The 18,192-nt window shown below is 60.8% G+C and carries 16 protein-coding genes; all 16 read left to right on the top strand.

The genetic code is table 11. The features are described 5' to 3' along the window. Window positions 1-11 precede the first annotated feature (11 nt). The 16 genes from HBR94_RS24840 to fliJ all read left to right on the top strand — a co-directional run bounded on the left by HBR94_RS24840 (window position 12) and on the right by fliJ (window position 17,822). Window positions 12-1,631, top strand: a complete 1,620-nt coding sequence (locus HBR94_RS24840; protein ID WP_057438794.1) for a flagellar hook-associated protein 3 — start codon at window positions 12-14, stop codon at window positions 1,629-1,631. Window positions 1,632-1,899: 268 nt separating this feature from the next. After that, the gene (locus HBR94_RS24835) at window positions 1,900-2,829 is read left to right on the top strand and encodes a ketoacyl-ACP synthase III (protein WP_115127655.1); all 930 of its coding nucleotides are present in this window, start codon (window positions 1,900-1,902) and stop codon (window positions 2,827-2,829) included. Between the two features lie 285 nt (window positions 2,830-3,114). After that, window positions 3,115-4,818 carry a flagellin gene (locus HBR94_RS24830; RefSeq protein ID WP_170045696.1) on the top strand — a complete coding sequence of 568 codons (1,704 nt, stop codon included), beginning with the start codon at window positions 3,115-3,117 and terminating at the stop codon, window positions 4,816-4,818. A gap of 71 nt (window positions 4,819-4,889) precedes the next feature. Beyond that, entirely contained in the window at window positions 4,890-5,234 is a 345-nt protein-coding gene (locus HBR94_RS24825; RefSeq protein ID WP_120732229.1) for a flagellar protein FlaG, read from the top strand. An 83-nt stretch (window positions 5,235-5,317) separates the two neighbouring features. Further along, window positions 5,318-6,682, top strand: a complete 1,365-nt coding sequence (gene fliD / locus HBR94_RS24820; RefSeq protein WP_170045695.1) for a flagellar filament capping protein FliD — start codon at window positions 5,318-5,320, stop codon at window positions 6,680-6,682. A gap of 128 nt (window positions 6,683-6,810) precedes the next feature. After that, the gene (gene fliS / locus HBR94_RS24815) at window positions 6,811-7,200 is read left to right on the top strand and encodes a flagellar export chaperone FliS (RefSeq protein WP_170045694.1); all 390 of its coding nucleotides are present in this window, start codon (window positions 6,811-6,813) and stop codon (window positions 7,198-7,200) included. A gap of 25 nt (window positions 7,201-7,225) precedes the next feature. Beyond that, window positions 7,226-7,522: a flagellar assembly protein FliT gene (locus tag HBR94_RS24810; RefSeq protein WP_057438799.1), complete on the top strand. Its 297-nt coding sequence runs from the start codon at window positions 7,226-7,228 to the stop codon at window positions 7,520-7,522. Between the two features lie 173 nt (window positions 7,523-7,695). Next, entirely contained in the window at window positions 7,696-9,171 is a 1,476-nt protein-coding gene (locus HBR94_RS24805; protein WP_057960246.1) for a sigma-54 dependent transcriptional regulator, read from the top strand. A 110-nt stretch (window positions 9,172-9,281) separates the two neighbouring features. Next, window positions 9,282-10,493 carry an ATP-binding protein gene (locus tag HBR94_RS24800; protein ID WP_178112122.1) on the top strand — a complete coding sequence of 404 codons (1,212 nt, stop codon included), beginning with the start codon at window positions 9,282-9,284 and terminating at the stop codon, window positions 10,491-10,493. A 105-nt stretch (window positions 10,494-10,598) separates the two neighbouring features. Next, window positions 10,599-11,978, top strand: a complete 1,380-nt coding sequence (locus HBR94_RS24795) for a sigma-54 dependent transcriptional regulator (protein ID WP_170045693.1) — start codon at window positions 10,599-10,601, stop codon at window positions 11,976-11,978. A 131-nt stretch (window positions 11,979-12,109) separates the two neighbouring features. Next, entirely contained in the window at window positions 12,110-12,439 is a 330-nt protein-coding gene (gene fliE / locus HBR94_RS24790; RefSeq protein ID WP_057438803.1) for a flagellar hook-basal body complex protein FliE, read from the top strand. 16 nt (window positions 12,440-12,455) lie between these two features. Next, window positions 12,456-14,231, top strand: a complete 1,776-nt coding sequence (gene fliF, locus HBR94_RS24785) for a flagellar basal-body MS-ring/collar protein FliF (protein ID WP_170045692.1) — start codon at window positions 12,456-12,458, stop codon at window positions 14,229-14,231. Further along, the gene (gene fliG, locus HBR94_RS24780; RefSeq protein ID WP_057438804.1) at window positions 14,224-15,243 is read left to right on the top strand and encodes a flagellar motor switch protein FliG; all 1,020 of its coding nucleotides are present in this window, start codon (window positions 14,224-14,226) and stop codon (window positions 15,241-15,243) included. The genes fliF and fliG overlap by 8 nt, the downstream gene beginning before the upstream one ends. 10 nt (window positions 15,244-15,253) lie before the next feature. Beyond that, window positions 15,254-16,018: a flagellar assembly protein FliH gene (gene fliH, locus HBR94_RS24775; protein ID WP_057438805.1), complete on the top strand. Its 765-nt coding sequence runs from the start codon at window positions 15,254-15,256 to the stop codon at window positions 16,016-16,018. Continuing rightward, a complete protein-coding gene (fliI, locus tag HBR94_RS24770; protein ID WP_057438806.1) occupies window positions 16,008-17,366 on the top strand; it encodes a flagellar protein export ATPase FliI in 1,359 nt (452 codons plus the stop codon). The genes fliH and fliI overlap by 11 nt, the downstream gene beginning before the upstream one ends. 6 nt (window positions 17,367-17,372) lie before the next feature. Beyond that, window positions 17,373-17,822: a flagellar export protein FliJ gene (fliJ, locus tag HBR94_RS24765; protein WP_057444567.1), complete on the top strand. Its 450-nt coding sequence runs from the start codon at window positions 17,373-17,375 to the stop codon at window positions 17,820-17,822. The last annotated feature ends 370 nt before the right edge of the window (window positions 17,823-18,192 follow it).

Raw genomic sequence — 18,192 nt, 5'->3', positions numbered from 1 at the left:
AGTTTGAGACGATGCGAATCTCGACCGAACAGTATTTCAATACCACGACTGCGCGTTATACCAACAACTTCTCCAACGTCACCAAGACCCAGCAGCAGATCGACTCCGGCGTGCGCATCCAGACGGCGGCAGATGATCCGGTGGGCGCGGCGCGTTTGCTGCTGCTGCAGCAGCAGCAGGATATGTTGGGGCAGTACGCGGGCAATATCAGCAGCATGAAGAACTCGCTTAACAGCGAGGAAAGCGTGCTTGCCAGTATCGACACCGCCCTGGCGCGCGCGGGTGAGTTGTCGCTCAAGGTGGCGGGCAAGGGCGGTGGCGGTATCAGTGATGACGACCGCAAGGCCGTTGCCGCCGAGATTGGTGAAATCGAGAAGCAGGTCCTGAGCTTGCTTAACAGCAAGGATTCGTCCGGCCATTACCTGTTTGCCGGCGGCAAGAGCGACACCCCGCCATACGCTCGCAACAGCGACGGCACCTACAGCTATCAGGGCGATGAAACGCCGCTGAGCCTGAAGGTTTCCGACACCTTGTCGATGGTGGTCAATGACACCGGCAAGTCGATCCTGGAAGGTACGGTCAATGCGGGGCGTACCCAGGCGACCGGTTCGGTCAACGATGGCAAGGTGCTGGTTTCGGGCGGCATCGTCACGTCGCCGTCGACTTATGACAGCAGCTTCACTGACGGCCAACCATACAAACTGACGTTCCTCAGCAGCACCGAATACACCGTGACGGATGCGGCAGGCAACGACATCACCGCGCAAACCCCGGGTAACGGCAAGTTCGATGCGACCAAGGAAGGCAGTGCTTCGGTCACCGTGCGCGGCGTGACTTTTGATGTCGACCAGAATCTGGGGGATGCCAAGCCCGGTGCTGAGGCTGACGCGGTGTACAAGGACCGTGAATTCACTCTGCAAAGCAAGCCGGACAGCTTCAGTGTCTCGCGTACGCCGAGCAACCAAACCTCGGCGCAGTTGTCGGGCGGCACCGTCACCAGCCAGGCGGACTACAGCAGCACCTTCCCGAACAAAGGCGCGGTGATCAAATTTACCTCGACCACAGAATATGAGGTGTATGCCCAGCCGATCACCGCCGATAGCAAGCCGGTTTCCAGCGGCACTGTGGTGCCTGGTACGCCAGCCCAGCCGGGTCCACCGCCTGTGCCCGCCACGCCAGACAGCATCACGGCAGCTGGCGTGAAGTTTGACATCACCGGCGCACCGGGCACCGGTGACCAGTTCGCCGTGGGCTCCAACACCCACAAGACGCAAAATGCCCTGGATACCCTCAGCCAACTGCGCCAGGCCCTGGAAACCCCTTCTGACGGCGACCCGATTGCCCAGGCCAAGCTGACCGATGTGGTCAATGCTGCCATTACCAATATCAAGGCCTCCCAGGCCCAGGTTGATGGGGTGCGGGGCTCCATTGGTGCGCGGTTGAACTCGCTGGCGATCCAGGAGACGGAGAACACCAGCATGGTGCTGGCCAACAAATCGACCACCGCCGCCATTGGTGATACCGATGTGGCTACCGCCTCGATTGACCTGGCGTTCCAGAAGGCAATGCTGGAGGCCTCGCAGCTGGCCTTTGTGAAAATCTCCCAGTTGAGCCTGTTCAGCCGGATGTAATCGGCCTGGCAAGACCCGACGGCCCACCCTGGAAACAGGGTGGGCCGTTGTCATTTCTGGCGCAGGCTTTTAAACAAAGCGCACAAAAATGAGTGACCTATGAGTCATAAAGCGCATCTTCACTGTATCGTGTGAAAAGGCCAGGGCATCTTTCAGGTCCAGGTCAAGGCGACTTCGATGATTTTTTGCGGGGTTATCCCCTTTATTGTCAGCACTCCTGAAGGATTTTCAGGGGTGTTCTCCAGCTATTTTGTATTGGGAAGCCACAATGATTGGCATAAAAAGCATCGCCAGCTACGTGCCGGCAGAAGGGCTGGACAACTACGCCCAGGGTGCCAAATTCGCCAAGGATGAAGAGTTCATCATTGGCAAGATCGGCTCGGCATTCCTGCCGCGCAAGGATGTTGCACAGGAAACCTCGGATTTGTGCGTCGAGGCGGTCAATGCCTTGTTTGCCAACAACCCCGGGCTCAAGCGTGAGTCGATTGACGCGCTGATCGTCGTGACCCAGAACGGCGACGAAGAAGGGCTGCCGCACACCGCCGCCATCGTCCAGGACAAACTGGGCCTGCCGACCCACGTCGCGGCCTTCGATATCTCCCTGGGCTGCTCCGGCTACGTCTACGGCATCTACGCGATGAAAGGCTTCATGGAAGCCGCCGGCCTGAAAAACGGCCTGCTGGTAACCGCCGACCCGTACTCGAAGATCGTCGACCCGGAAGACCGCAACACCACCATGCTGTTCGGCGACGCCGCCACCGCCACCTGGATGGGCGAAGACGCCCCCTGGCAGTTGGGCAAGGCCAAGTTCGGCACCGACGGCTCCGGCGCACCGCACTTGAAGGTCAGTGATGGCGTGTTCTTCATGAATGGCCGCCAGGTCTTCAACTTCGCATTGCTCAAAGTGCCGGCGCATTTGCACGAGCTGCTCAAAGAGTCGGACCTTGTGGCCGATGACATCGATGCGTTCTGCATCCACCAGGGCAGCGCGGCGATTGTCGACGCCGTGGCGCGGCGTTTTGAAGATGCGCCGGTGGAGAAATTCATCAAGGACATGGTCGAGACCGGCAACACCGTGTCGTCGAGCATTCCGCTGCTGCTGGAAAAGCACGTGATGGACGCCGAGTGGAAGCGCGTCGCCCTGAGCGGGTTTGGCGTGGGCCTGTCGTGGGGCTCGGCGATTATCTATCGGCCGTGATGCTTTGATAGGCTGCATAAAAAACGCCCAGGGTCGAAAGATCATGGGCGTTTTTTTATGCAGGTGTCGAGGCGGTGTTCTGGCGCCAGTAACCCGTGGCTGCTGGCATTTCGGCCATCTATAAGGCCTTGAAATACAAGGGGTGGCACAGGGCTAGCAAAAAAAATCAAAAAAATCCTCAAGCAACCTGCATTCACGACGATAACTATTACGAAGGTTCTCTAGGCCACACCCGGCGGTTGCCAGGGCCGGAAGCCGCAGTATCCAACTCACGAGGATTTCGTCATGGCAATGTCCGTAAACACCAACATCACTTCCCTGGGCGTCCAGAAGAACCTGAACAAAGCCTCCGACGCTTTGAGCCAGTCGATGAACCGTCTGTCTTCCGGCCTGAAAATCAACAGCGCCAAAGACGACGCCGCTGGCATGCAGATCGCCAACCGTCTGAACAACCAGGTCAAAGGCCTGAACGTTGCCATCGCTAACGCCAACAACGGTGTTTCGATCGCCCAGACCGCTGAAGGCGCAATGCAAGAATCCACCAACACCCTGCAGCGTCTGCGTGAACTCGCCCTGCAAGCGGCGAACGGTGATAAAAGCGACGCTGACCGTGTTTCCCTGCAACAAGAATTCACCGCTAAAGTGGGCGAGCTGAACCGCATCGCTTCCACTACCACTTTTGGTGGTCGTAACCTGCTGGACGGTTCGTTCAGCAACGTAGCGTTCCAGATCGGTGCCAACGCCAACGAGACTATCTCGTTCGGTATGACTGACATCAGCTCGACTGCTTTGAAAGGCAACTACAAAGAAGCTAGCGTTGACAGCACCGCGCTGAAAGGCCTGGCTGCTACTGCTACCGGTTCGGTTCTGACTGATAAAGCAACCGTGACGGGTACTGGTCCGGCCGCTATTACCGCTGCTGGTGATAACTTCACCATTAACGGCACAACGATCACCCTGGCTGGTGGTGCTGCTGGTACTGCTGCTGCTGCTGATGCAGTGACAGCCATTAACGCACAAACGGCCACCACTGGTGTTACTGCCAGCGCTGATGCTACCGGTATTTTGAGCCTGTCATCGACCAAGGCTATTACTCTTGCTGCCGGCGCTACTAATGACGGCTTGGCCAAGCTCAACATTGCGGCTGGTGGTCCCACTGCTCCCACCAGCAACCTCACTTCTGCCGGCACCATCTCGGTTAACGGCACAGCCGTGACCTGGGCAAAAAACGCCACCATGACGAGCGTTCTCACCGACCTCGCCAATGCGGCAGGCGGCGCGGCAACTGGTGCTTCGGCCACCTTCACTGAAGGTCGAGTCAAGTTGACCTCGGGTGACGGTGTAGACATCAAGCTGTCTAACACCACAAGCGGTTCGCTGTCGCAGTTGGGCCTGTCGGCTGGCACTACTCAAGCCAAGCTGACCGCTGACACCTCCATTGATGTGAATGGCGTTGAAGTCAAGTTCAAGAAGGGTGACACCGCTGACGCAATCGTTGCTTCGATCAACAGCGCCAGCACTGGTGTAAACGCCACCAAAAACGCTGACGGCACCCTGAACCTGTTCGCTGACAAAGACATCACCATCAAGGACGGTAGCGCCGGTACTGGTCTGGTCGCATTGGGTCTGAAAACCGTTTCCGATGCAGGCACTAAAGCTGCCGTCACCATGGAAACCACCGTTTCCGACCTGAACATCCTGTCCGCCGCTTCGTCCCAGCAAGCCATCCAGGCCCTGGACGACGCTATGCAGCAGATCGACAGCCAGCGTTCGCAGCTGGGTGCGGTGCAAAACCGTTTCGCCAGCACCGTGGCCAACCTGCAGAGCATTTCGCAGAACTCCTCGGCTGCCAAAGGCCGCGTAGAAGACGCTGACTTCGCTTCCGAAGCCGCTGAACTGACCAAGCAACAAACCCTGCAACAGGCTTCCACTGCGATCCTGTCCCAGGCCAACCAACTGCCATCCGCTGTACTGAAGCTGCTTCAGTAATATCGGCTAGCGGTTAATCAACGGGGGGGTGCTAACGTGCCCTTCCGTTTTTTCAGTTTGGAGGTGATGACATGGACATGAGCATCAAGCTGAACGCGTCATACCCGGCTGCTACCACCCAGGCTCCCGCCACGGCTGCGACCCAGGCCAAGCCTGTCCCGCAGGCCGAGACCGAACCCGCCGAGGAGCCACAGCGCGTGGCATTGGAAAAAGCTGTTACCGATATGCGTGAGTTTGTGCAGGCTTCACAGCGCAACCTGGATTTTTCCATCGATGACTCCACCGGCAAAGTGGTAGTCAAGGTGATCGCTACCGACAGTGGCGAAGTGATTCGACAAATTCCATCGGAGACTGCGCTGAAGCTGGCGCAGAACCTGAGCGATGCCAGCAGCCTGTTGTTTGATACAAGGGCTTGAGTTGGCACGAAACATGTTTCTGATTGCTGCTTGGGCGTTCGTACGCCAAAAAAGCGGCAACCGCAGGACAAGGAGAGTAGCAAATGGCTAGTTCAACGATTTCCGGCCCAGGTTCGGGCTACGACACCCAAGCCATCGTCAAGGCGTTGGTGGGGGCCGAACGTGCGCCCAAAGAGGCGCAGATCACCGCCCAGCAGAAAGACACCACCGTCAAGCTATCGGCCGTGGGCACGGTGAAAACGGCACTGGAAGCCTACCAGGCGGCAATCACCAAGTTGAACAATCAGGCCGCCTTCAATGGCCTGGCCGCTACTACCTCCGAAGAAAAAAACGCCAAGGTCACCCTGGGTGACGGCGCGGCCCCTGGCAAGTACCTCCTTGAGGTCGAAAAACTGGCGACTTCGTCGAAGGTCTCCAGCAAGGTTATCGAAGGCGGGGCCTCGGGCAAAGCCAATGCCAGCGATGAAGCCCAGACGCTGACGATTAGCCAGTCGGGTAAAAACTACGATGTATTGGTGCCTGGAGGTGCGACCTTGCAAGAGGTTCGCGAGTCCATCAACACCCAGCTTTCTGCCCAAGGCATCAGTGCCAACGTCCTGAGTGACTCCAACGGCGGACGCCTGGTCTTGACCTCTAGTACCAGTGGTGTAGGTACCGACATCACCCTCAGCGGTGACTCGGAGCTGGCAGTCGGTTATGACAAGGGTGCGCCGCCGGTGAACGCCAAGTATTCCATCGATGGCGTCAAGATGGAGTCCACCAGCAACAAGATCACTTCCGCGATCAGCGGCGTGACCCTGGAACTGCTGGATGGTGACCTGACCAAGAAGGTCAACCTGACCGTAGCCAGCAACACCGACACCCTGAAGACCTCGGTGCAGTCGTTCGTCACCGCCTACAACGCCCTGATGACCGCCATCAACACCCAGACCAAGGTCACCGCCACCGGCGATGCTTCTACCACTACTGCGGGGGCCTTGACCGGTGATGCGTCGATGCGTCAGTTGGTGTCCAGCCTGCGTTCCGAACTGGTCAACGGCAAGGGCGCGGGCAGCATTAGCAGCTTGGCCCAGATGGGCATCACCACTGACCAGAAAACCGGCTTGCTGAGCCTGGAAGACAAGACCTGGGACAAGGCCGTGGTCAAGGGTGCTGGCGACATTGCCAAGATGTTCACTGGCGATACCGGCCTGATCACGCGCATGAACAAGGCGACCAGCAGCTATGTCGGTACCACCGGTACCCTGGCGACCCGTGCGACAGATCTCAACAACAAGCTGACTGATCTGACCACTGAAAAGGCTGACCTGGACCGCCGCATGGACGCCCTGCAGAAGTCCCTGTCGGCCAAGTACACTGCCATGGACACGATGATCGCGCAGATCAACTCCCGCAGCTCCAGCATCATGACCACCCTCAACTCGTTGAACAATCCTAAGTCGAACTGATGGATGGTGCGCCCGCAGGCCCTGAAAAAGGGCCCGGGCACTCGGTGAGGGATTAAAGTTTTTCTCGGTACAGTCGAAAAACTACTTAAGCAATCCTATTTGACTGTGGCCTGTAACGAGGTAGCAACATGAACCCTATGAGAGCCCTTCGCCAGTACCAGAAGGTTAATGCCCACGCCCAGGTGTCTGAAGCCAGCCCGCACCGTCTGGTGCAAATGCTGATGGAAGGCGGCCTTGACCGCATGGCCCAGGCCAAGGGCGCGTTGAGCCGTGGTGATATCGCCCAGAAGGGCCTGATGCTGGGCAAGGCGATTGAGATCATCTCCGGCCTGCGTGATGGTCTGGAGCCGGAAAAAGCCGAGGATCCAGCAGCCGTGCAGCGCCTGGATGCGTTGTACGAGTACATGAGTAACCGTCTGGTTGAGGCCAATGGCGTCAACGATGCCGACATGATCGACGAAGTCGCACGTTTGTTGATTACTGTCAAAAGTGGCTGGGATGCCATCGCGCCACAATAGGGCCGTCGGCCTTGAGGAACACAGCATGAGCCACGCACTGCAACGGATCGACGAAACCCGCGACGCCTTGGTTGGCGCGCTGGCAGAGCGCAATTGGGATGCGATCAGCGAGTTGGACATGGGCTGCCGTGTCTGGATCGACGAGGTGCTCAGCGAAGCGCCGGTGGACGAGGACGCGCTGCGGGAGAAGCTGGAGAGCCTGTTAGCGGTCTACCAGCAGTTGCTGGAGGTGACGACCGGCGAGCGCCAGGCGATATTTGAAGAGATGTCGCAGATCAACCAAGCGAAAAATGCGTCAAAGGTTTACCATCTGTTCGGCTGATCTGGCTCAGTTAATCCGAACATGGCGCGTCATAAATTTGACTGTTCGCATAATTTTGACTTAACTAGTGCTATTTTCAGACGTCAGGTATCCGTAGCGCAGAAAACGCCTACAGCTATCTAGATTGCCCCGATTCGAGGGCATTAGAGTTTTACTAGGGAAGTTGCTATTGCATGTGGCGTGAAACCAAAATTCTGCTGATCGATGACGATAGCGTTCGCCGCCGCGACCTGGCGGTGATTTTGAATTTTCTTGGCGAAGAAAATTTGCCCTGCGGCAGCCATGATTGGCAGCAGGCTGTCAGCTCTTTGTCGTCGAGCCGTGAAGTCATCTGTGTGCTGATCGGGACGGTAAACGCTCCTGGTGCAGTTCTGGGCCTGTTAAAGACACTCTCAACCTGGGATGAGTTCCTTCCGGTGTTGCTGATGGGCGATATTTCTTCCGTGGATTTGCCGGAAGACCAGCGCCGCCGTGTACTTTCCACCCTGGAAATGCCCCCCAGCTACAGCAAATTGCTCGACTCCCTGCACCGTGCCCAGGTCTATCGCGAGATGTACGACCAGGCCCGCGAGCGCGGACGTCACCGCGAACCCAACCTGTTCCGCAGCCTGGTCGGCACCAGCCGTGCGATTCAGCACGTGCGCCAGATGATGCAGCAAGTGGCCGATACCGACGCCAGCGTGCTGATCCTCGGCGAGTCAGGCACCGGCAAGGAAGTGGTCGCGCGTAACCTGCATTACCACTCCAAGCGCCGCGACGGACCTTTTGTGCCGGTCAACTGCGGGGCGATCCCGGCAGAACTGCTCGAAAGCGAACTGTTCGGCCACGAGAAGGGCGCCTTTACCGGGGCGATCACTAGCCGTGCCGGGCGTTTTGAGCTGGCCAACGGCGGCACCCTGTTCCTCGACGAAATCGGCGATATGCCATTGCCGATGCAGGTCAAGCTGCTGCGCGTGTTGCAGGAGCGCACCTTCGAGCGCGTGGGCAGCAACAAGACCCAGAGCGTCGATGTGCGCATCATTGCCGCGACGCACAAGAACCTCGAGAGCATGATCGAGGTCGGCAGCTTCCGTGAAGACCTGTACTACCGCCTCAACGTATTCCCCATCGAGATGGCCCCGCTGCGCGAGCGTGTGGAGGACATCCCGTTGCTGATGAACGAACTGATCTCGCGCATGGAACACGAAAAGCGCGGCTCGATCCGTTTCAACTCCGCCGCGATCATGTCCCTGTGCCGCCACGGCTGGCCGGGCAACGTGCGCGAGCTGGCCAACCTGGTGGAGCGCATGGCAATCATGCATCCATACGGGGTGATCGGCGTGGTCGAGCTGCCCAAGAAGTTCCGCTACGTCGATGACGAAGACGAACAGCTGGTGGACAGCTTGCGCAGTGATCTCGAGGAACGGGTGGCGATCAATGGCCATACCCCGAACTTCGGCGCCACCGCCATGCTGCCGCCCGAAGGCCTGGACCTGAAGGACTACCTCGGCAGCCTCGAACAAGGGCTGATCCAGCAAGCCCTGGACGACGCCAACGGCATCGTTGCCCGCGCCGCCGAGCGCCTGCGCATTCGCCGCACCACGCTGGTGGAGAAGATGCGTAAGTACGGCATGAGTCGTCGTGAGGGTGATGAACAGGCGGATGATTGACGCCTGTTTTTTAAACTGCTGAAAAATAAGGATATTTTTTCCGGCACGGGTATTGCTATAGCACTCGCAACGTTCCGTTTAACTGACGGTCAGCCAAGCGAGAGAGCACGATGCCCCACGCCGCCCACCTTTCTTCAGTCCCTGACTCCCAGGGACTTGTCCCGTCCGTAGAGCAGATCAGCCGGCAAGGGCTTGAGCAGGCGTTTTCGCTGTTCAGCCAGATGTCCAGCCAGTTGACGGACTCCTACAGCCTGCTGGAAGCCCGGGTTTCGGAGCTCAAGGGCGAGTTGGCGGTGGTCAGTGCCCAGCGCATGCAAGAGCTGGCCGAGAAAGAGCGCCTGGCCAACCGTCTGCAAAACCTCCTCGACCTGTTGCCCGGTGGCGTGATCGTGATCGACGACCAGGGCCGCGTACGCGAAGCCAACCCCGCGGCCTGCGACCTGCTGGGTCTGCCGCTGGAAGGTGAGCTGTGGCGCCATGTCATCACGCGCTGCTTTGCCCCCCGTGAAGACGACGGCCACGAAATTTCCCTCAAGGATGGGCGCCGCCTGTCCATCGCCACCCGTTCCCTGGACGCTGAGCCCGGCCAGCTGGTGCTGCTCAACGACCTGACGGAAACCCGGCACCTCCAAGACCAATTGGCGCGCCATGAGCGCCTGTCGTCCCTGGGGCGGATGGTCGCTTCTTTGGCGCATCAGATTCGCACACCGCTGTCCGCCGCGTTGATCTACGCCAGTCATTTGACTGATGAGCAATTGCCGGCCGCCACCCATCAACGGTTTGCCGGACGGCTCAAGGAGCGCCTGCATGAGTTGGAGCACCAGGTACGCGACATGCTGGTCTTCGCCCGGGGCGAGTTGCCGCTGACCGACCGGGTCACGCCTGCGGCCTTGCTGCAGGCGCTGCAGGCCGCCGCTGCCACCCATGTCCAGGAAGCCTCGGTGCGCTGGCAGTGCGACAGTCATTGGGGCGAGTTGCTGTGCAACCGCGACACCCTGGTGGGTGCGCTGCTCAACCTGATCGAAAACGCCAGCCAGGCCAGCGGCCCGGGTGCGCGCCTCAAAGTGCACCTGTACAGCCGCGAGCAAACCCTGCGCCTGTGCATCAGCGACAGCGGCAGTGGGATTGATCCGGCGGTGTTGCAGCGCCTGGGTGAACCCTTTTTTACCACCAAGACCAATGGCACCGGCCTCGGGCTGACCGTGGTCAAGGCAGTGGCCCGTGCCCATCAGGGAGAATTGCACTTGCGTTCCCGTGTGGGGCGCGGCACCTGTGCATTGATAACGCTGCCGCTGTTTTCCGGCGCGGCCAGCGCGGAGTAAAGAACACGCATACGACCTGTGGTGAGGGGGCTTGCCCCCCTCACCACGGGGCACCAAATGCAGCTGCCTTTTCAAAAACCTTGAAAAGGATGGGAGTAAGGATAAATGGCTATCAAGGTTTTACTGGTTGAAGACGATCGCGCCCTGCGTGAAGCACTGGCTGACACGCTGCTGTTGGCGGGCCATGACTATCGGGCGGTCGGTTCGGCCGAGGAAGCCTTGCAGGCCGTAGAGCAAGAGTCCTTCAGCCTGGTGGTCAGCGACGTCAACATGCCCGGCATGGACGGCCACCAGTTGCTCGGCCTGCTGCGCGCACGCCAGCCGCAACTGCCGGTGCTGCTGATGACCGCCCACGGCGCGGTGGAGCGCGCCGTCGATGCCATGCGCCAGGGCGCGGCAGACTACCTGGTCAAGCCCTTCGAGCCCAAGGCCCTGATTGAGCTGGTGGCGCGCCATGCGCTTGGCGTCGTGGGTGTGGCAGACGGCGAGGGCCCGATTGCTTTCGAGCCGGCCAGTGCGCAATTGCTGGAGCTGGCGGCCAAGGTCGCCCGCAGTGATTCCACGGTGCTGATCTCCGGCGAGTCCGGCACCGGTAAGGAGGTGTTGGCGCGCTACATCCACCAGCAATCTCACCGCGCCAGCCAGCCGTTTATCGCGATCAACTGCGCGGCGATCCCCGACAACATGCTCGAAGCCACCTTGTTCGGCCATGAAAAAGGCTCGTTCACCGGCGCCATCGCCGCCCAGGCCGGCAAGTTCGAGCAGGCCGATGGCGGCACCATCCTGCTCGACGAAATCTCCGAAATGCCCCTGGGCTTGCAAGCCAAGCTGCTGCGCGTGCTGCAAGAGCGCGAAGTGGAGCGGGTGGGGGCGCGCAAGCCGATCCAGCTGGATATCCGCGTGGTCGCCACCACCAACCGCGACCTTGCTGGCGAAGTGGCAGCAGGGCGCTTCCGGGAAGATCTGTTCTATCGGCTCTCGGTGTTCCCGTTGGCCTGGCGCCCGTTGCGTGAACGCCCGGCCGATATCGTGCCGCTGGCCGAGCGCCTGTTGAGCAAGCACGTCAATAAAATGAAGCACGCTCAGGCGCGCCTGTCGGCTGAAGCCCAGGCTTGCCTGATCAGTTACCCATGGCCCGGCAACGTGCGCGAACTGGACAACGCAATCCAGCGCGCGCTGATTTTGCAGCAGGGCGGTCTGATCCAGCCCCAGGACTTCTGCCTGGCCGTCGGCGCCGGCACCGCGCCAATGCCGAGCCTGGCCCCGGCCCCGCAGGAAAGCGCCCCGGCCGAGGCCGCTGGCGGTCTTGGCGACGACCTGCGTCGCCGTGAATTCCAGATGATCATCGACACCCTGCGCGCCGAGCGTGGCCGCCGCAAAGAAGCGGCCGAGCGCCTGGGCATCAGCCCGCGCACCCTGCGCTACAAGCTGGCGCAAATGCGTGATGCCGGGATGGATGTGGAAGCATTCCTTTTCGCGAGCTGAGATACACATCAGCTGACAAGGTTTGTCGGCTTTTCTTACGAGTTGCCAAGGAGCTGGCACCCTTGTTGCTACTACCCGTACTAACCGCTGCGTAGTGTCAAAAAATTGCGGGTCGTCGGAGAGAGAAGTTCATGAGCCAAGGTGTTGAGTTCAATCGGTTGATGTTGGATATGCGTTCCATGCAAATGGACGCCATGTCCCAGCCGAAATCCGTCGCACAAGCGCCGGAATTGGGCCAAAGCAGCTTTGCCGATATGCTCGGTCAAGCCATCAACAAAGTCAGCGATACCCAGCAGGCCTCCAGCCAACTGTCGACGGCCTTTGAAATCGGCAAGAGCGGCGTGGACCTCACCGACGTGATGATCGCTTCGCAGAAAGCCAGCGTTTCCTTCCAGGCCTTGACCCAGGTGCGTAACAAGCTGGTTCAGGCTTATCAAGACATCATGCAGATGCCGGTTTAAGGACGAGATTTAAGTCATGGCAGAAGCAGTCGTGGATAACGTACCCGCCAAGACAGAGGGCAAACCGCCGCTGTTTGGCCTGTCGTTCCTGGAAAACCTCTCCGAAATGACCATGTTGCGTCAGGTGGGCCTGATGGTCGGCCTGGCTGCCAGCGTGGCAATTGGTTTTGCCGTGGTGTTGTGGTCCCAGCAGCCTGATTACCGGCCGCTCTATGGCAGTCTGGCGGGGATGGACGCCAAGCAGGTCATGGAAACCCTGGCCGCCTCCGATATTGCCTACACCGTCGAGCCCAACTCCGGCGCCTTGCTGGTCAAGGCCGACGACGTCGCCCGTGCCCGCTTGAAGCTGGCCGGCGCGGGCGTGGCGCCGACCGATGGCAACATCGGCTTTGAGATCCTCGACAAAGACCAGGGCCTGGGTACCAGCCAGTTCATGGAAGCCACCCGCTACCGTCGTGGCCTGGAAGGCGAACTGGCGCGCACCATCGCCAGCCTGAATAACGTCAAGGGTGCCCGTGTGCACCTGGCCATCCCGAAAAGCTCGGTATTCGTACGCGATGAGCGCAAGCCCAGCGCCTCGGTACTGGTCGAGCTGTTTGCCGGGCGCTCCCTGGAGCCGGGCCAGGTCCTGGCCATCGTCAATCTGGTGGCGACCAGCGTTCCCGAGTTGAGCAAATCACAGATCACCGTGGTCGACCAGAAAGGCAACCTGCTTTCCGACCAGGCGGAAAACTCTGCGCTGACCATGGCCGGCAAGCAGTTCGACTACAGCCGCCGCATGGAAAGCATGCTCACCCAGCGCGTGCACAACATCCTGCAGCCGGTACTGGGTAACGACCGCTACAAGGCCGAAGTGTCTGCCGACGTGGACTTCAGCGCTGTCGAGTCGACTTCCGAGCAGTTCAACCCCGACCAGCCGGCCCTGCGCAGCGAGCAATCGACCAGCGAACAGCGCACTGCCGCCAATGGTCCTCCGCAAGGCGTACCCGGCGCCCTGAGCAATCAACCGCCAGCCCCGGCCAGTGCCCCGCAAACCACCGGCGGCGCCGCCGCGACCGCCAGCGCGATCCAGCCTGGCCAGCCGCTGTTGGACGCCAACGGCCAGCAAATCATGGATCCGGCCACCGGCCAGCCAATGCTCGCGCCATACCCGGCTGACAAGCGTCAGCAGTCCACCAAGAACTTCGAGCTGGACCGCTCCATCAGCCACACCAAGCAACAGCAAGGGCGCTTGAACCGCCTGTCGGTGTCGGTGGTGGTGGATGACCAGGTCAAGATCAACGCCGCCAACGGCGAAACCACCCGCGCGCCGTGGACCGCCGATGAATTGGCGCGCTTCACGCGCCTGGTGCAGGACGCCGTGGGCTTCGATGCCAGCCGTGGCGACAGTGTCAGCGTGATCAACATGCCGTTCTCCCTGGAGCGCGCTGAGGTGATCGCCGATATTCCGTTCTACTCTCAACCCTGGTTCTGGGACATCGTCAAGCAAGTGCTGGGGGTGTTGTTCATCCTGGTGCTGGTGTTCGGCGTGCTGCGCCCTGTGCTCAACAACATCACCGGCCACGGCAAGAAGCAGCTGGCGCCGTTCGGCGATGTCGAGTTGGGTGGCATGGGCGGCCTGGATGGCGAACTGGCCAACGACCGCGTCAGCCTCGGCGGGCCGCAGAGCATTCTGCTGCCAAGCCCGAGTGAAGGGTATGACGCGCAGTTGAATGCAATCAAAAGTCTGGTGGCAGAAGACCCGGGTCGTGTGGCCCAGGTCGTGAAAGAGTGGATCAACGCAGATGAGTGAGAATCGAGCCTCTGTTGCCAAGCTGACCCGGGTCGACAAAGCCGCCGTGCTGCTGCTGTCCCTGGGTGAGACCGACGCTGCCCAAGTGCTGCGCCATATGGGCCCCAAGGAAGTGCAACGGGTCGGCGTGGCCATGGCGCAGATGCGCAATGTGCACCGCGAGCAAGTCGAGCAGGTGATGAGCGAGTTCGTCGAGATCGTCGGCGACCAGACCAGCCTGGGTGTCGGCTCCGACAGCTATATCCGCAAGATGCTCACCTCGGCCCTGGGCGAAGACAAAGCCAACGGCCTGATCGACCGCATCCTGCTGGGCGGCAACACCAGCGGCCTCGACAGCCTCAAGTGGATGGAACCGCGGGCGGTGGCGGACGTGATCCGTTACGAGCACCCGCAGATCCAGGCGATCGTCGTGGCCTACCTGGACCCGGACCAGGCCGGCGAAGTGCTCGGCCATTTCGACCACAAGGTGCGCCTGGACATCATCCTGCGTGTCTCGTCGTTGAACACCGTGCAACCGGCGGCCTTGAAAGAACTGAACACCATTCTGGAGAAGCAGTTCTCCGGCAACTCCAACGCGGCCCGTACCACCCTGGGTGGTATCAAGCGCGCGGCCGACATCATGAACTTCCTCGACAGCTCGGTGGAAGGCCAGTTGATGGACTCGATCCGCGAGATCGACGACACCCTGTCGGTGCAGATCGAAGACCTCATGTTCGTGTTCAACAACCTGTCCGATGTCGACGACCGTGGCATCCAGGCGTTGCTGCGTGAAGTGTCCTCCGATGTGCTGGTGCTGGCCCTCAAGGGCTCGGACGAGGGCGTCAAGGAAAAGATCTTCAAGAACATGTCCAAGCGTGCCTCGGAACTGTTGCGCGACGACCTCGAAGCCAAGGGTCCGGTGCGCGTCAGCGACGTGGAAACCGCACAGAAAGAAATCCTCACCATTGCCCGCCGTATGGCCGAAGCCGGAGAAATCGTTCTCGGCGGGAAGGGCGGCGAAGAAATGATTTAAGGCGCAGCGCATGTCGAACAATGATGAGACGCCCAGCGATCTGATTCGCGCCCGGGACGTCGGCGGGTTCGACGTCTGGTCGCTGCCCAGCTTCGACCCGCATAAGCCTGAGCCCGAGCCTGAGCCGGTCGAAGAAGTGCCGGTGGAGATGGAAGAAGTGCCCCTGGACGAAGTCCAGCCACTGACCCTTGAAGAGCTCGAAAGCATCCGCCAGGAGGCTTACAACGAAGGCTTTGCCACCGGCGAGAAAGAAGGGTTTCACAGCACCACGCTCAAGGTCCGCCAGGAAGCTGACGCGGCCCTGAGTGCCAAGCTGGCCAGCCTGGAACGCCTGATGGGCAGCCTGTTCGCGCCGATTGCCGAGCAGGATTCGCAGTTGGAAAAGTCCATGGTGGGGCTGGTGGAACACATCTCCCGCCAGGTTATCCAGCGTGAGCTGGTGCTGGACTCCAGCCAGATTGAAAGCGTGATGCGCGAAGCCCTCAAGTTGCTGCCCCTGGGCGTTGGCAATGTGCGGCTGTACATCAACCCCCAGGATTTCGAGCAGGTCAAAGCCTTGCGCGAGCGCCATGAGGAGACTTGGCGGATTGTCGAGGATGCCGCGTTGCAGCCTGGCGGTTGCCGGGTCGAGACCGAGCACAGTCGTATCGACGCTACGGTCGAGACGCGCATTGCGCAGATCATGGCCAAGCTGTTCGACCAGTTGCACGAGCAGGTGCTGCATCCGGCGGCGCCCGACCTGAGCATCGACCTGGACGCCCCGGATGCGCCTTGACCGCACCAGCTTCGCCAAACGCCTGGGCGCTTATGCCGAAGCCACCGAGTTGCCCGGCCAACCGATCCTAGAGGGCCGCCTGCTGCGCATGGTCGGCCTGACCCTCGAAGCCGAGGGCCTGCGCGCCGCCATGGGCAGCCGCTGCCTGGTGATCAACGATGACAGCTACCACCCGGTGCAGGTGGAAGCGGAAGTCATGGGCTTTTCCGGCAGCAAGATATTCCTGATGCCGGTGGGCAGTCTCGCCGGTATCGCACCGGGGGCGCGGGTCGTGCCACTGGCCGATACCGGGCGCCTGCCGATGGGCATGAGCATGCTCGGCCGGGTACTCGACGGCGCCGGCCGCGCCCTCGACGGCAAGGGCGGGATGAAGGCCGAAGACTGGGTGCCGATGGACGGCCCGACCATCAACCCGCTCAAGCGCAACCCCATCAGCCAGCCGCTGGACGTGGGTATTCGCTGTATCAACGGTTTATTGACGGTAGGTCGCGGCCAGCGCCTGGGCCTGTTCGCCGGTACCGGTGTGGGCAAGAGTGTGCTGCTGGGCATGATGACGCGCTTTACCGAGGCCGACATTATCGTGGTCGGCCTGATTGGCGAGCGGGGCCGTGAGGTCAAGGAGTTCATCGAGCATATCCTCGGTGAAGAGGGCCTCAAGCGCTCGGTCGTGGTGGCCTCGCCGGCGGACGATGCGCCGCTGATGCGTCTGCGCGCGGCTATGTATTGCACGCGGATTGCCGAATATTTTCGCGACAAGGGCAAGAATGTCCTGTTGCTGATGGACTCCCTCACCCGTTTCGCCCAGGCCCAGCGGGAAATCGCCCTGGCCATTGGCGAGCCGCCGGCAACCAAGGGCTATCCGCCGTCGGTATTTGCCAAGTTGCCCAAGCTGGTGGAACGGGCGGGTAATGCCGAGGCCGGTGGCGGTTCGATCACGGCGTTCTACACCGTACTCTCTGAAGGCGATGACCAGCAGGACCCGATTGCCGACTCGGCGCGGGGCGTGCTCGACGGGCATATCGTGCTGTCCCGGCGCCTGGCCGAGGAAGGGCACTACCCGGCCATTGATATCGAAGCGTCCATCAGCCGGGTGATGCCGTCGGTGGTCAGCGCCGAGCATATGACCCGCGCCCAGCAGTTCAAGCAGTTGTGGTCGCGCTACCAACAGAGCCGCGACCTGATCAGCGTGGGGGCCTATGTGGCCGGTGGCGACCGTGAGACCGACCTGGCGATTGCCCTGCAACCGCAACTGGTGACCTACCTGCGCCAGGGCCTGAACGACAATATCAGCATGGCCGAAAGCGAAGCGCACCTGGCGTCGGTGTTCGCCCCTGCGCCTGGCGGTTAACCGGCCATGGCAACCAGTCGCGCCGCGCGCCTTGCTCCCGTGGTGGAGATGGCCGAAAGCGCCGAACGTACCGCCGCCCAGCGCCTGGGGCATTTCCAGGGCCAGGTGCGCCTGGCCGAGAGCAAGCTCGGTGACCTGGAGCGCTTTCGCGGCGAATACCAGCAGCAGTGGATTGACCGCGGCAGCAAGGGTGTTTCCGGGCAGTGGCTGATGAACTATCAGCACTTTCTCAACCAGTTGGAAAGCGCCGTCGGCCAGCAGCGCCAGAGCCTGGCCTGGCACCAGAACAACCTCGACAAAGCCCGCGAAGGCTGGCAACAGGCCTACGCCCGGGTCGAGGGCTTGCGCAAGCTGGTGCAGCGTTACATCGATGAGGCGCGGGCCCTGGAGGACAAGCGCGAGCAGAAGTTGCTCGATGAACTGTCCCAGCGCCTGCCGCGCCAGGATCAGTACTAGCCGCGTCGGTAGGCAAAAATTGCGATAGCCATGAGTATCTACGCGACTTGCTCTTTTTGGGTTGTTGGGGGGGGGTGTACATATCCATTGCTGCGGTTATGGCGGCTATTGGTTCCGCCCTTACGGCGGGTCACTTTCGAAGAGCGCGAAAGTAACCAAAGCGCTTTTGCCCCACCACTCGGTGCCTCGCCTAGGCTCGGCATGCCCGCAGTCAGGCATTGCTCCGTGGGCCCGCCGCGATCGGCCATCCATGGCCGTGTCGCGGCTACCCCGGCATCCATGCCGGGGTGCCCACTGCGCAATACCTGCCTGCGGCCATCGTGGTTTAACGGGGCGCCTGAGATCAAGATCAAAAGCCAGATCAAAAGCA

It is taken from the genome of Pseudomonas sp. WS 5412, from assembly GCF_012985615.1.
Taxonomy (GTDB): domain Bacteria; phylum Pseudomonadota; class Gammaproteobacteria; order Pseudomonadales; family Pseudomonadaceae; genus Aquipseudomonas; species Aquipseudomonas shahriarae.
This window is presented reverse-complemented; position numbering and strand designations above follow the sequence as displayed.